The sequence below is a fragment of the Ramlibacter sp. genome, from assembly GCF_036676645.1.
Classification (GTDB): Bacteria; Pseudomonadota; Gammaproteobacteria; order Burkholderiales; family Burkholderiaceae_C; genus Ramlibacter.
This window is the reverse complement of the sequence record NZ_JAKFCM010000099.1, coordinates 1-13767: the sequence shown is the minus strand read 5'-3', so window position 1 is coordinate 13767 and position 13767 is coordinate 1. Positions and strand designations below refer to the sequence as shown.

Annotated in this window: 10 protein-coding genes; 4 read left to right on the top strand and 6 right to left on the bottom strand. The window is 72.2% G+C overall.

From position 1 onward, the window contains the following. Nucleotides 1–6 precede the first annotated feature (6 nt). From V6M57_RS14730 to V6M57_RS14715, 4 genes are all read right to left on the bottom strand, one after another. The gene (locus V6M57_RS14730; protein WP_332815751.1) at nt 7–558 is read right to left on the bottom strand and encodes a chemotaxis protein CheW; all 552 of its coding nucleotides are present in this window, start codon (nt 556–558) and stop codon (nt 7–9) included. Further along, nucleotides 555–1931 carry a CheR family methyltransferase gene (locus V6M57_RS14725; RefSeq protein ID WP_332815750.1) on the bottom strand — a complete coding sequence of 459 codons (1377 nt, stop codon included), beginning with the start codon at nt 1929–1931 and terminating at the stop codon, nt 555–557. The genes V6M57_RS14730 and V6M57_RS14725 overlap by 4 nt, the downstream gene beginning before the upstream one ends. Next, nucleotides 1924–2364, bottom strand: a complete 441-nt coding sequence (locus V6M57_RS14720; protein ID WP_332815749.1) for a chemotaxis protein CheW — start codon at nt 2362–2364, stop codon at nt 1924–1926. Before V6M57_RS14720 ends, V6M57_RS14725 begins: the two co-directional genes overlap by 8 nt. 156 nt (nt 2365–2520) lie before the next feature. Further along, nucleotides 2521–2934: a YbaN family protein gene (locus V6M57_RS14715; RefSeq protein WP_332815748.1), complete on the bottom strand. Its 414-nt coding sequence runs from the start codon at nt 2932–2934 to the stop codon at nt 2521–2523. Between the two features lie 134 nt (nt 2935–3068). Between V6M57_RS14715 and V6M57_RS14710 the strand changes: the two genes are divergently transcribed. Together V6M57_RS14710 and def are read left to right on the top strand one after the other, a co-directional pair. After that, nucleotides 3069–5237 (top strand): FUSC family protein, encoded by a 2169-nt coding sequence (locus V6M57_RS14710; protein WP_332815747.1) that lies wholly within the window; start codon nt 3069–3071, stop codon nt 5235–5237. Beyond that, nucleotides 5234–5773, top strand: coding sequence for a peptide deformylase (gene def / locus V6M57_RS14705; RefSeq protein WP_332815746.1), 540 nt, complete (start codon nt 5234–5236; stop codon nt 5771–5773). Before V6M57_RS14710 ends, def begins: the two co-directional genes overlap by 4 nt. Nucleotides 5774–5797: 24 nt before the next feature. Here the strand turns inward: def and V6M57_RS14700 are convergent, their stop codons facing one another. Together V6M57_RS14700 and map are read right to left on the bottom strand one after the other, a co-directional pair. Beyond that, the gene (locus V6M57_RS14700) at nt 5798–8434 is read right to left on the bottom strand and encodes a [protein-PII] uridylyltransferase (protein ID WP_332815745.1); all 2637 of its coding nucleotides are present in this window, start codon (nt 8432–8434) and stop codon (nt 5798–5800) included. Between the two features lie 3 nt (nt 8435–8437). Further along, entirely contained in the window at nt 8438–9241 is an 804-nt protein-coding gene (gene map, locus V6M57_RS14695; RefSeq protein ID WP_332815744.1) for a type I methionyl aminopeptidase, read from the bottom strand. A gap of 123 nt (nt 9242–9364) precedes the next feature. Here map and purL point away from each other — a divergent pair, with 123 nt between their 5' ends. Next, nucleotides 9365–13357 carry a phosphoribosylformylglycinamidine synthase gene (gene purL, locus V6M57_RS14690; RefSeq protein ID WP_332815743.1) on the top strand — a complete coding sequence of 1331 codons (3993 nt, stop codon included), beginning with the start codon at nt 9365–9367 and terminating at the stop codon, nt 13355–13357. A gap of 75 nt (nt 13358–13432) precedes the next feature. After that, nucleotides 13433–13681, top strand: a complete 249-nt coding sequence (locus V6M57_RS14685; protein ID WP_442968832.1) for a hypothetical protein — start codon at nt 13433–13435, stop codon at nt 13679–13681. The last annotated feature ends 86 nt before the right edge of the window (nt 13682–13767 follow it).

The window sequence follows — 13767 nt, the reverse complement described above, 5'->3', positions numbered from 1 at the left end:
TTCCTGTCATTTGGAGTGGTGGGGTGGAGGGCCCGGGGGCATGGCGGCGGCATGGCCTGGCAAGGCCAGCAGGCGTTCGCCGTCGAGAACGACGAGACCTCCGGCGGTCACGCCGCGGACGATGTCCGGCCGCCAGTCGTGCAGGGGCTGGCCGCGCCGCACCGCCTCGTCGGGGACGACGGGCGACATCCCGTGGACCGCGATGATGGCGACGCCGAACTCGGCCTCGTGGCGGCCGAGCACCAGCAGCAGGCCGGGCGCGGGCGACCGGTCCGGCCCGTCGGCGACCAGGCCGGGCATGTCGATCACGGGCAGCATGCGGCCGCGCAGCTGCACCAGTCGCACCGAGCGCTGGCCGGGCAGCGGCACCGGCTCCTGCAAGGGCCGGACCTCGCGCACCCAGCGCAGTTCCAGCGCGCAGCGATGGCCGGCCACGCTGAAGTCGAGCATCTCCACACCGCCGGCGCGCGCCGTCGTGCGCGGGCGGGCCAGCGCGCGGGCCCGCTGGCGCAGCACCGTCGCCTCCAGCGAGGGGTCCATCTCGTCCTCCGGCTTCACGTTCCCGCCTCGGTGTTCCGGATCACGCCTTCGAGCTCGCCGGCGGTCAGGCCGCCGCTGCCCTCGAGGGGATGGTCCGGTGCGCAGCGGGCCAGCCGGCTGCGGGCCTGCGCCAGGTGGCGGCGGCCGGCCTGCGTCTCGCCCTGCCGAAGCGCCAGGCTGCCCAGGGTGAACCGGGCCAGCACGTGGTCCGGATCGAGGTAGAGCGTGCGCTGCAGGGCGGCCATCGCCTCGTCGATGGCGCCGCGCTCGTGCAGGATGGTGGCCAGCAGGTGGGTGGCTTGCGGATCCAGCTTGTCCTGCTCGATCGCCAGCCGGCACAGCTGCTCGGCACGGACGAGGTCGCCGGCGTCGGCATGGCCGCGCGCCTGCAGCACCATGGAGACGGTGGGCATCGGCTCCATCGGCGCCGGCTCGCTGGAGGCCGACGGCACGGGCGGGCGCGGGTGCGGAACCCGCCGAATACCTGGCAGGCTCACCCCCAGGGGGTGGGCGGGCTCCAGGGAGGCGACATCCCGGGATGCGGCGTCCGCGCGGCGCAGCGCGGTCAGCCCGCCCGTGATTTCGGGCGCCAGACCCGGCAGGCCGGGGCGCGGCAGTTCCACCGCGCCCGTGACCAGCCAGCCGCCAGGGACCAGTGCGGCACCCAACCGTTCCAGCACCGCCCGCGCCCGGGCCGGCTCGAAGTAGATCAGGACGTTGCGGCACAGGACCAGGTCCATGGACACGGTCTGTGAGGCAGCGGACGGATAGCCTTCGCCGGCGAGGTTGAGGCGGGCGAAGCGGACCAGGCGGCGCAGCTCCGGGGCGACCTGGACCCCGCCGTTGGCGCCGGGATGGAGCCATTCGCGCACCCGCGGCGGCACGCCGCTACGCATCGACCAGCGGCCGTAGCGGCCGGCGCGCGCCTTCCGTAGCGCGGACGCGTTGAGGTCGGTGGCCAGGATGGAGATGTTCCACTCGCGCCAGTCCGGCAGCAGGCTGGCAACCAGCATGGCCAGCGACCAGGCCTCCTCGCCCGTCGAACAGGCGGCGCTCCACAGCCGCAGGTGGCGCGAGCCGTCGCGGCGCGCAGCGATCAGCGGCCTAAGCACGTGCGTCGCGAGGTCGTCGAAGACCTGCGGGTCGCGGAAGAAGTAGGTCTCGCCGATGGCCAGGCATTCCGCCACCACCTGCCAGTCGCCATCGGCCAGTCGCGACGACAGGATGGCATCGGCGCAAGCCTGCGCATCCGCCAGTCCCAGGCGCGCGGCGGCTGCAGCCAGGCCGCGCTCGAGGTCGGGCAAGCGGCGCGAACCGAAGTGCAGCCCCAGGCGCGACTCCAGGGGGCGGCTGACGCTGGCCCAGGGCAGGGTGGTGGCCGTGTCAGCCATGGTTGGAAAGGGCGAAGGCCGCGGCGCGCTCCAGGGCGAGCATGTTGCGAAGGTCCTGCAGCAGGAGCGTGCCGCGTTCGTCGGCAGCGACGCCGCGCAGGCCGAGCGCACGCAAGCCGACCGAGTCGCCATGCGCGACCGAGCGCGGGACCAGGGTGCCTATCACCTCGTCGACCCGGAAGGCGCAGCGCGCGTCCGCCCGCGCGAGCAGGAAGCGGTCGCTGGCACGAATGGGTTGTGCCGGCAGGCCCAGCATCCGGTGGGTGTCGAACAGCGCGACCGGCTCACCGGCGACGTCGATGGTGCCGATCAGGCAGCCGGGTGCAGCGGGCACCTCTCGCACGGCAACCGCGCGGATGGCGTGGTCGATGTCGTGAAGCGGGAAGCCCACGCGCAGGTCGCCAACGGCGGTTTCGATGTAGACGTCGTTCAATGACCGGGAGGGGGGCGGAGGTCGCCCCGGCTGTGGCGTGAATGGTAGAGGCATTGCCCCCTGTTGCACAGTGCAGACATTCACCTAGTACCAATCGCGTACGGCGGCCGGCGCGACCTGCGGCCTGCGAGACGGGGTTGCCGCCCCCCCCCCCGGTCAGCCAGGCTCGGGAAACGATTCCGGCCTCTGCCAGAGCCAGGCCAGCACGCTGGCGATGATGGCGATCGCCAGCAGGATGAACCAGCGCGGCCCCACGGACACCAGCATGATCGCCGAGCTGGCCGCCATCAGTACCGTGGCCAGCCACTTGGACTTGCGTGCCACCACGCCGCCGCGCCGCCAGTCCGTGATCGCCGGTCCGAACCGGCGGTGGTTCTCCAGCCATTGCAGCAGCCGGGGCGAACTGCGCGCTGCGGCCCAGGCCGCCAGCAGGATGAACGGAACGGTGGGCAGCACCGGCAGGAAGATGCCGACGATGCCCAGGGCCAGGCTGACCAGCGCCAGCGACAGGAAGAACCAGCGCGCGGCGCGCGTCGGCATGGGGCGGGTGCCGGCGGAAGGTTCGGCCATGCCCCGATTGTGAGGGCGCGCGCTTACCATCGGCCAGCCAATCCCGGAGCCCCGCCATGTCCATTGATGCTGCCGCCGCCCGCCCGACGCAGCCGCACGACCCCGCTGCGGGCGTCGTGCGCTGAGGAGCCGGCTTGGCACCCGCACTGCGCACCGCACTCGGCCACCATGTCCTGAACGGCATTTCCGCCGCGCTCGGGCTGCTGCTGGTGGCGGTGCTCGCGCGCGTCGCCGGCGATGCCTGGGCCGCATCGATCGCGGTCGTCGGTGCGATCGTCTGCATCCCGCCGGACACGGCGGCGCCGCTGCGCGGCAAGCTGCTGCACCTGCTGCCGGCCGCGCTGTTCGGGATTCCGCTGTTCGTCGCGACGCAGCTGCTGATGCCGTATCCGCTGCAGCTGGCATTGCTGCTGGTACCGGCAACCTTCCTGGCCTTCCTGGCCGGGGCCTGGGGACGCCGCGGCGCGCCGCTGGCCATCTCGTTCATGTTCGCGATGGTGTTCTCGATGGCCGTGCAGGCCGGCAGCGGCGTCGACTGGGCGCTGGTGGCGGGCGGCTGGTTCGCGCTGGGCGCGGCCCTGTACATCGCCTGGGCCGTGCTCGCCAACGCCGTGCTCAATGGCCGCTACCGGGCGCAGATCGTTGCCGACACCCTGTTGGCCATGGCCGCGCTGATGCGCACCCAGGCGAGCCAGTTCGCGCCGCGGGTCGATGTGGCCGCCGGTCGTTCGCCGCTGATCGGCCGCCTGATGCGCCAGCAGGCGGCGCTGGCCGAACAGCTGCAGGCGACGCGCGACCTGGCACTGGAGGCGCCGCGCACCCCCCGCCGGCAGCAACTCGCCGGGATGCTGCTGCACATGCTGGAGATGCGCGACCACCTGCTGGCCAGCGAGCTCGACCTCGAATCGCTGCGGGCCAGCCCCGGACAGGCCGATGCCCTGGACGGCCTTCGCCGCTGGCTCGATGCACTGGCCGGAGCCATCGAGGGCCTCGCCGATGCGCTGCTGCTGGGCCGGTCGCCGCCGCCCTTCGACGTCGCCGATCCGCGCGAAGGGGCCGGATCGGGCGCGGCCGAGACGTCCGCGGCCGCGCTGGCCCGCGCCCTGGGCAACCGGGTCGGCCGCCTGCACGACGAGGCCGGGCAACTGGTAGCCCTGGCGCGCGGCGAGGTGGTGGCCGACGTGGCCGTGGTGCGATCGGCCTGGCGGCTGTTCGTCAGCCCGACCAGCTGGTCCTGGAAGCCGTTGCGGGCGCTCTGGCGCTGGGATGCCCCGCCGCTGCGGCATGCCGTGCGGGCGGCCCTGGCGATCGCCTGCGCCTATGCGCTGACCTTCATGCTGCCCTGGCGGGCGCATGGCTATTGGCTGCTGCTGACCATCGTGGTGGTGCTGCGCGGCAGCCTGGCGCAGACCCTCGAGCGCCGCAACAGCCGCGTGGCCGGCACCGTCTTCGGGTGCATCGTTGCCGGCGTGCTGCTGTGGGCCGGCGTGCCGGCCTGGGCGATGCTGGCCACGGTGGCCGTGGCGCAGGCACTGGCCCACGCCTTCGCCCTGCGCAACTACCTCGTCACGGCGGTGGCGGCCACGGTGCTCAGCCTGCTGCAGGCCCACATGCTGGGCGGCGGCGCCGGCCCGGTGTTCGACGTCGCAGAGCGCATGGCGGACACGGTGCTGGGGGTGGCGATCGCCTGGCTCTTCGCCTACGTGCTGCCCAGCTGGGAGCGCGGGCAGCTGCCGGCCCTGGTGCGGCGCACGCTGGACGCGCAGGGGCGCCACGCACGCGAGGCGCTCGGGCTCGCGCAGCTCGATGCCGCCGACGACGAGCCCGAGCTGGCCTGGCGGCTGGCCCGCCGCGAGGCCTACGACAGCCTGTCGGCGCTGGTCCAGGCCACGCAGCGCGCCCTGGTCGAGCCGCGGGCGGTCCGTCCGCCGCTGGTGGCACTGGAGCGGCTGCTGGCCCACAGCTACCTGCTGCTGGCGCAGCTGACGGCCGCCAAGACCGTGCTGCTGCGCCGGGAGCGGCTGGATCCCGGGCGTCTGCGGCCCTCGCTGCAGGCATCGGTCGAATCCCTGGTGGGGATGCTGTCGGCACCGGCCGCCGCCGGGCCGCCCGACCCTGCCGGCTCCGAGGCGCAGCCGGAGCTGCCGCCGGTGCCCCGGGGCGGGCACGACGATCTCACGCCCTGGGTGCTGCGCCGGCTGGCGCTGGCGGAGCGCGCCGCGCACGAGGTGCAGCGCGACGCCGGCGCGGTGCTGGCCGAACTGGCGCCGCGCGGACCGGCGCGGCTATCCTTGCCCACATGACCGTCCGAGAGATCCTGAAGATGGGCGACCCGCGCCTGCTGCGCGTGGCCCAGCCCGTGACCGCCTTCGACACCGACGAGATCCACCAGCTGGTGGCCGACATGTTCGACACCATGCGGGCCGCCAACGGCGCCGGGCTGGCCGCGCCGCAGATCGGGGTCGACCTGCAGCTGGTGATCTTCGGCAGCGACGCGCCCAACCCGCGCTACCCCGATGCGCCGCGGGTGCCGCGCACCGTGCTGCTCAACCCGCAGGTCACGCCGGTCGGCGACGAGGAGGAAGAGGGCTGGGAAGGCTGCCTGTCGGTGCCCGGGTTGCGCGGGCTGGTGCCGCGCTGGAAGGCGATCCGCTATGCCGGCTTCGACCCGTTCGGCGACCCCATCGATCGCACCGTCGACGGCTTCCACGCCCGCGTGGTGCAGCACGAATGCGACCACCTGGCCGGCAAGCTCTATCCGATGCGGGTGCGTGATTTCAGCCAGTTCGGCTTCACCGAGGTGCTGTTCCCCGGGATGGACGCCGGCGAGGACGACTGAGCCGCACCGCGTCGTGCGGCGGCGTCAGGGCTCCAGCGCCTGCAGCAGCTCGGTCTCGATCTCGATCTGCCCGCGGTTCTGCTGCAGCTCGGCGCCATCCACCAGGAAGGTGTCTTCCACCCGCTCGCCCAGGGTGGTGATCTTGGCCAGCTGCAGGTTGATGCGATGCTTCGCCAGCACCAGGGCGATCGAATAGAGCAGCCCCAGCCGGTCGTTGGCCGAGATGGCCAGCAGCCAGCGCTGGGCGCGCTCGTCCGGGGTGAGCTGCACGCGCGGGGTGATCGGGAAGCTCCTGACGCGGCGCGACACCCGGCCGCGGCTGGGCGGCGGCAGCGGGCCGGCGCGCTCCAGCGTCTGCTCGAGTCCGGACTCCACCATGCTCGTCAGCTCGCGGTAGTGCTCGGGCAGCATCGGCGTGACCACCTGGAAGGTATCCAGCGCGTAGCCGTTCGTCGCCGTGTGGATGCGCGCGTCCAGGATGGAGAAGCCGGCGTGGTCGAAGTAGCCGCAGATGCGCGCGAACAGGTCCGGCTGGTCGGGCGCGTACACCAGCACCTGCAGGCCCTCGCCCACGGGTGACAGCCGGGCGCGCACGATCGGCCGGGCGGCGCCCACGTGGCGCGACAGGTGGCGCGTGTGCCAGGCGATCTCGCCGGCGTCATGGCGCATGAAGTAGCCCACGTCCAGCGTGTCCCACAGCCTGCGGTGCGCCTGGTGCGGCAGCGCGAACAGCTGCAGCTGTACCAGCGCCTCGCGCTTGCGCGCCTCGATCTCGGCGGCCGGGTCGGGCGTGTGTCCGCCCAGCGCGCGCAGGGTGGCGCGGTACAGGTCCTCCAGCAGCTTGCCCTTCCAGGCGTTCCACACCTTGGGGCTGGTGCCTCGGATGTCGGCCACCGTCAGCAGGTACAGCGCCGTGAGCGTGCGCTCGTTGCCCACCCGGGCGGCGAACGCGGCGATCACGGCCGGGTCGCTGAGATCCTCCTTCTGCGCGATGTGGCTCATGGCCAGGTGCTCGCGAACCAGGAACTCGACGAGCCGGCAGTCCTCGGGCTCGATGGCGTGCTGCCGGCAGAACTGGCGCACCTCGCGCGCGCCCAGCTCCGAATGGTCGCCGCCGCGGCCCTTGGCGATGTCGTGGAAGAGGGCGGCCAGGTACAGCACCCAGGGCCGGTCGAAGCCGGCCGCCAGCTGCGAGCAGAACGGGTACTCGTGGGCGTGCTCGGCGATGAAGAAGCGGCGCACGTTGCGCAGCACCATCAGGATGTGCTGGTCCACCGTGTAGACGTGGAACAGGTCGTGCTGCATCTGCCCGACGATGCGGCGGAATACCCACAGGTAGCGTCCCAGCACCGAGGTCTGGTTCATCAGCCGGAAGGCGTGGGTGATACCCGAGGGCTGCTGCAGGATCGCCTTGAAGGTGGCGTGGTTCACCGGGTCCTTGCGGAAGCCGGCGTCCATCACGCCGCGCGCGTTGTACAGGGCGCGCAGCGTCCGCGCCGACAGGCCCTTGGCGCCGACGGTGGTCTGGTAGACCAGGAAGGTCTCCAGGACCGCGTGCGGATGGCGCTCGTACAGGTCGTCGCCGGCCACTTCCAGCATGCCGGCCTTCATCGAGAAGCGGTCGTTGATCGGCACCGGCTCCTGGCCGCTGGGCGACAGCCGCTCCTCGATGTTGAGCAGCAGGATCTGGTTGAGCTGGGACACCGCCTTGGCGGCCCAGTAATAGCGCTTCATCAGCGCCTCGCTGGCGCGCTGCAGGATGCGGCCGCCGGCGGTGCTGGCCCGGTAGCCGAAGGTTTCGGCCACGGCGGTCTGCAGGTCGAACACCAGCCGGTCCTCGCGGCGGCCGGCGATCGCGTGCAGGCGGGCCCGGATCAGGCGCAGCAGGGCCTCGTTGCGCTCGAGTTGCTGCGCCTCCAGCGGCGTCGCGAAACCGTTGGCCGCCAGCTCCGGCCAGCTGGCGCCGAAGCCGGCCGCCCGGGCCACCCACAGGATCACCTGCAGGTCGCGCAGGCCGCCGGGCGATTCCTTGCAGTTGGGCTCCAGCGCGTAGGGCGTGTTCTCGTAGCGCGTGTGGCGCTGGTGCATCTCCAGCGTCTTGGCCACGAAGAAGGCGCGCGGGTCCATCGCGCGGGCAAAGCGCTCGCGGAACTGCTCGAACGACGCGCCGTCGCCGGCCAGCCGGCGCGCCTCCAGCAGCGAGGTCTGGACGGTCACGTCGGCGGCGGCCATGTCCAGGCACTCCTGCACCGTCCGCACGCTCGAGCCAATCTCCAGCCCGCTGTCCCAGCACCGGCCGATGAAGGTCTCCAGCCGCTGCCTGAGGGCGGGGTCCTGCTCCGGCTCGGCGCCGTCCGGCAGCAGCACCAGCACGTCCACGTCGGAGTGCGGGAACAGCTCGCCGCGGCCGTAGCCGCCCACGGCCAGCAGGGCGATGCCGCGCGGCAGCTGCGCTTCGCGCCAGAGGCTCTGCAGCACGAGGTCGACATGGCGCGCCAGCCGACGCAGCACGGCGCCGACCGAGCGGGTTGGGCGCGCCGGGTCGAGCAGGGCTTCGTCGATCGCGGACTTCTGCGCTTGCAGCCGTTCGCGCAGGACCGCGGGCAGGGAAGGGTCATTCTCCGCGGGAGCAGGCTCCGCCGGGGAATGACGGGAAGGCATGGCTCAGCCGTGGACGAAGGCCGGCGGCGGCGGGCTGCCGGCCGACAGGGTCAGCACCTCCCAGCCCGACTCGGTGACCAGCACGGTGTGCTCCCATTGCGCCGAGAGCGAGTGGTCCTTGGTCACGATGGTCCAGCCGTCGTTGCCCAGTTCCTTCACTTCCTTGCGGCCGGCGTTGATCATCGGCTCGATGGTGAAGGTCATGCCGGGCTTGAGTTCCTCCAGCGTGCCGGGCTTGCCGTAGTGCAGCACCTGCGGCTCTTCGTGGAAGTTGCGGCCGACGCCGTGCCCGCAGAATTCGCGCACCACCGAGAAGCCGTTGCGCTCGGCGAACTGCTGGATGGCCCAGCCGATGTCGCCCAGGTGCGCACCCGGGCGGACCTGCACGATGCCGTGCCACATCGCCTCGTAGGTCAGGTTGACCAGGCGCCTGGCGGCGATGGACGCCTCGCCCACCACGAACATGCGGCTGGTGTCGCCATACCAGCCGTCCTTGATCACCGTGACGTCGACGTTGACGATGTCGCCCTTCTTCAGCGGCTTGTCGTTCGGGATGCCGTGGCAGACCACGTTGTTGACCGAGGTGCACAGCGAGGCGGGGTAGGGCGGGTAGCCCGGCGGCTGGTAGCCCAGCGTGGCGGAGGTGGTGCCCTGCTTGCGCATGCACTCGGCAGCCAGCAGGTCGATCTCGCGGGTGGTGAGGCCGGGCTTGATGTGCGGGGTGAGGAAATCCAGCACCTCGGCCGCCAGGCGGCACGCCGTGCGCATGCCCCGGATGCCTTCGGCGTCCTTGTACGTGATGCTCATGGGCCGAATTATTCCAGAGGGGGTGCGCCGCCGCAGGCGTAGGGACCTCGGCCGGTAAAATCCGGGACCTCCGGCGCCGCCCCAGTCAGCGGCGGCGCCCCCCGTTTCCCAACAGGTTTCACAGTGACCCTGCACATCACCGAGTTCGAGGGCGGGCGCGCGCTCAGCCCCTTCCGTGTCCGGCAACTGCTGCCCCGGCTGCAGGCGGTGCACGACAGGGCCATCGGGCTGACGGCGCGTTTCGTGCACCTGGCCGCCTGGGCGCAGGCGCCTTCGGGCGCCGACCGCGAGCGGCTGGCCGCGCTGCTGGCCCCTGGCGAGCCGTTCGACGGCGATGCCGCCGGCACGCTGTTCGTGGTGACGCCGCGGCTGGGCACCGTCTCGCCCTGGGCCTCCAAGGCCACGGACATCGCGCACAACTGCGGCATCCCGGTCCGGCGCATCGAGCGCGCGGTCGAATACCGGGTCACGCTCAAGTCGTCGCTGCTGGGCAAGGCGGCGGAGCTGTCGGCTGCCCAGCGCGAGGCCATCGCTGCGCTGCTGCACGACCGCATGACGGAGAGCGTGCTGCCCGATCGGGACTGCGCGCACCGCCTGTTCACCGAACTGGCGCCCACGCCCATGGAGCCGGTGGACGTGCTGGGACGCGGCCGCGGCGCGCTGGAGCACGCCAACGCCCGGTTCGGGCTGGCGCTGGCCGGGGACGAGATCGACTACCTGCTGGCCGCCTTCCGCGGGCTGGGCCGCAACCCGACCGACGTCGAGCTGATGATGTTCGCGCAGGCCAACAGCGAGCACTGCCGGCACAAGATCTTCAATGCCGCCTTCACCATCGACGGGGTGCCGCAGGACAAGAGCCTGTTCGGCATGATCCGCCATACCCACCAGTCGCACCCGCGGCACACGGTCGTCGCGTACTCGGACAACGCCGCGGTGATGGAAGGCGCGGCCGTCGAAGCCTTCCGGCCGCTGCGCGGCGATGGTCCTTCGGCCTACCGGCGCCAGCCGGCGCTGCAGCACGTGCTGATGAAGGTGGAGACGCACAACCACCCGACGGCGATCTCGCCCTTCCCGGGTGCGTCCACCGGCGCGGGCGGCGAGATCCGCGACGAGGGCGCCACCGGGCGCGGCGCGAAGCCCAAGGCCGGACTGACCGGGTTCTCGGTTTCGCGCCTGTGGGACGACCCGAACGGGCGCCCGGCGCACATCGCCAGCCCCCTGCAGATCATGACCGAGGGGCCGCTGGGCGGCGCCGCGTTCAACAACGAGTTCGGCCGGCCCAACCTGCTGGGATACTTCCGCGAGTACGAGCAGGTGGTCGACGGGGTGGTGCGCGGCTACCACAAGCCGATCATGATCGCGGGCGGCCTGGGCAGCATCGAGGCCGGCCAGACGGCCAAGGAGCGCTTCCCGGCCGGCACGCTGCTGGTGCAGCTGGGCGGGCCTGGCATGCGCATCGGCATGGGCGGGGGCGCGGCCAGCTCCATGGCCACCGGCGCCAACGCGGTGGAGCTGGACTTCGATTCGGTGCAGCGCGGCAACCCGGAGATCGAGCGCCGCGCCCAGGAGGTCATCAACCACTGCTGGTCGCTGGGCGATGCCAACCCGATCCTCGCGATCCACGACGTGGGCGCCGGCGGCCTGTCGAACGCGTTCCCGGAACTGACCCACGACGCCGGCCGCGGTGCCCGCTTCGACCTGCGGCGCATTCCGCTGGAGGAATCCGGCCTGGCCCCCAGGGAGATCTGGTGCAACGAGAGCCAGGAGCGCTACGTGCTGGCGATCGCGCCAGCCTCGCTGGAGGGCTTCCGCGCCCTGTGCGAGCGCGAGCGCTGCCCATTCGCGGTGGTCGGCGTGGCGACCGAAGAGCGGCAACTGGTGGTCGGCGAGGTCGACCTGGACGGTGACGGGCAGGGGTCGCTCGCCGTCGACATGCCGATGGACGTGCTGCTCGGCAAGCCGCCGAAGATGCATCGCGACGTCCGCTCGGTGCAGCGCACCTCGCCGCCGCTCCAGCTCACCGGCGTGTCCCTGCAGGACGCTGCGATCAAGGTGCTGTCGCATCCCACGGTGGCCTCCAAGCGCTTCCTGGTCACCATCGGCGACCGCACGGTGGGCGGCCTGTCGCACCGCGACCAGATGGTCGGGCCCTGGCAGGTTCCGGTGGCCGATTGCGCGGTCACGCTGGCCGACTTCGCGGGCTTTGCCGGCGAGGCCATGAGCCTGGGCGAGCGCACGCCGCTGGCCGCCACGGATGCGGCCGCATCGGGCCGCATGGCCGTGGCCGAGGCCATCACCAACCTGCTGGCCGCGCCGATCGAGCTGCCGCGCGTCAAGCTGTCGGCCAACTGGATGGCGGCCTGCGGCGAGCCGGGCGAGGACGCCGCGCTGTACGAAACCGTCAAGGCGGTCGGCATGGAACTGTGTCCGGCGCTGGGCATTTCCATTCCGGTCGGCAAGGACAGCCTGTCGATGCGCACGCAATGGCAGGACGCCGGCGGGGCGAGGAAGGTGACCTCGCCCGTCAGCCTGGTCGTCACCGCCTTCGCCACCCTGGCCGACGTACGGGGGACGCTCACGCCGCAGCTCGACGCGCAGCAGGAGACGACGCTGGTGCTGGTCGACCTGGGCAAGGGCCGCCACCGCATGGGCGGCAGCATCCTGGCGCAGGTGCTGGAGCAGCCCGGCGGCGAGGTGCCCGACCTGGACGACCCGCAGGACCTGGTCCGGCTGGTGGACGCGGTCAACGCGCTGCGTGCGCAGGGCCGCATCCTGGCCTACCACGACCGCAGCGACGGCGGCTTGCTGGCGGCGGCTTGCGAGATGGCCTTCGCCGGCCACGTGGGCATCGCGCTGAACGTGGACCTGCTGGTCACCGAAGGCGACGGCATCAGCGACAGCCGCGCCGAGTACGGCGACGCCAAGAACTGGGCCGGGCAGGTCGGGGCGCGGCGCGAGGAGCTCACGCTCAAGGCCCTGTTCAGCGAGGAACTCGGCGTGCTGCTGCAGGTGCCCAGCGCCGAGCGCAACGCCGTCATGCAGGTCCTGCGCGAGCACGGCCTGTCCCGGCACAGCCATTTCGTGGGCCAGACGCGGCCAGCTTCTTCCCCGATCGACTTGGGCAAGGGGGAGGTCCGGGTCTGGCGCGACACCAAGGCCGTGTTCAGCGCCGGGCTGGCCGACCTGCACCAGGTCTGGGACAGCGTCAGCTGGAAGATCTGCCAGCAGCGCGACAACCCCGAAGGCGCCGATGCCGAGCATGCCGCCGCCGGCGACCCGGGCGACCCCGGCCTGCAGTTCGCACCCGCCTTCGACCCGCAGGAGGACGTCGCCGCGCCCTTCCTCAACCTGGCCCGGCCGCGGGTGGCGATCCTGCGCGAGCAGGGCGTCAACTCGCACGTGGAGATGGCGTACTGCTTCGACCTGGCCGGCTTCGAGGCGGTCGACGTGCACATGACCGACCTGCAGGCCGGCCGCGCCGAGCTGCCGCAGTTCCAGGGCTTCGTCGCCTGCGGCGGCTTCAGCTACGGCGACACCCTCGGCGCCGGCATCGGCTGGGCGCGCAGCATCACCTTCAATCCGCGGCTGTCGCAGCAGTTCCAGGCCTTCTTCGCCCGCACCGACACCTTCGCGCTGGGCGTGTGCAACGGCTGCCAGATGATGGCCGAGCTGGCCGACATCATCCCGGGCGCGCAGGCCTGGCCGCGCTTCACCACCAACCTCAGCGAGCGCTACGAGGCGCGACTGTCGCAGGTGGAGGTGCTCGATTCGCCCAGCCTGTTCTTCGCCGGCATGGCCGGCAGCCGCCTGCCCATCGTGGTGGCGCACGGCGAGGGCTACGCCAACTTCGCCCGCCGGGGCGACCCGGAGCGCGCGATCGCGGCGATGCGCTACGTCGACCACCACGGCCAGCCGACCGAGACCTACCCGCTCAACCCCAACGGCAGCCCGGGCGGGCTGACGGCCGTGACCACGGCCGACGGCCGCTTCACGGCCATGATGCCGCACGCCGAGCGGGCCTTCCGCAACATCCAGATGTCGTGGACGGGGGGCGACCGCAGCGCCTTCAGCCCCTGGCTGCGGATCTGGCGCAACGCCCGGAAGTGGGTGGGCTGAGCCGTCCAGCCGCCAATGCCCCACTGGGGTAGGTCCCGATAGGAGAGGGCGGCCCGGCCCGCGTCGAATGCCGGGATGCCGTCCCTGCCTTCGCCTGCCCCGGAAAGACTGGACCCACCGGCCGCGCGGGCGCCGACGCGGCAGCTGCGAGCCCTCGGCTGGCGCGACCCCTTCCGCTGGCTGGGCCTGGGTGCGAAGGACCTGCGCGCGGCGCCCGGCATCTCGCTGTTCTACGGCTTGTGCTTCTGGGGCATGGCGCTGCTGCTGGGCGCCGTCTTCCGGCGCATGCCCATCAGCGCTAACCTAAAGCAATTCGAATGCTGACCCGTTGCAGCGATCGTCGGCGCGGCGGCTCCGCCAGCCGATGGCGCACTCGACGCCAACTGGCAATCGCGTCGGTGAGGCGAAGG

Bases quoted from the DNA above. Each gene is read 5' to 3' on its own strand.
- map (WP_332815744.1), bottom strand. From the start codon at position 9,241: ATGAGCATCACGTACAAGGACGCCGAAGGCATCCGGGGCATGCGCACG.
- V6M57_RS14700 (WP_332815745.1), bottom strand. From the start codon at position 8,434: ATGCCTTCCCGTCATTCCCCGGCGGAGCCTGCTCCCGCGGAGAATGAC.
- V6M57_RS14725 (WP_332815750.1), bottom strand. From the start codon at position 1,931: ATGGCTGACACGGCCACCACCCTGCCCTGGGCCAGCGTCAGCCGCCCC.
- V6M57_RS14715 (WP_332815748.1), bottom strand. From the start codon at position 2,934: ATGGCCGAACCTTCCGCCGGCACCCGCCCCATGCCGACGCGCGCCGCG.
- def (WP_332815746.1), top strand. From the start codon at position 5,234: ATGACCGTCCGAGAGATCCTGAAGATGGGCGACCCGCGCCTGCTGCGC.
- V6M57_RS14685 (WP_442968832.1), top strand. From the start codon at position 13,433: ATGCCGTCCCTGCCTTCGCCTGCCCCGGAAAGACTGGACCCACCGGCC.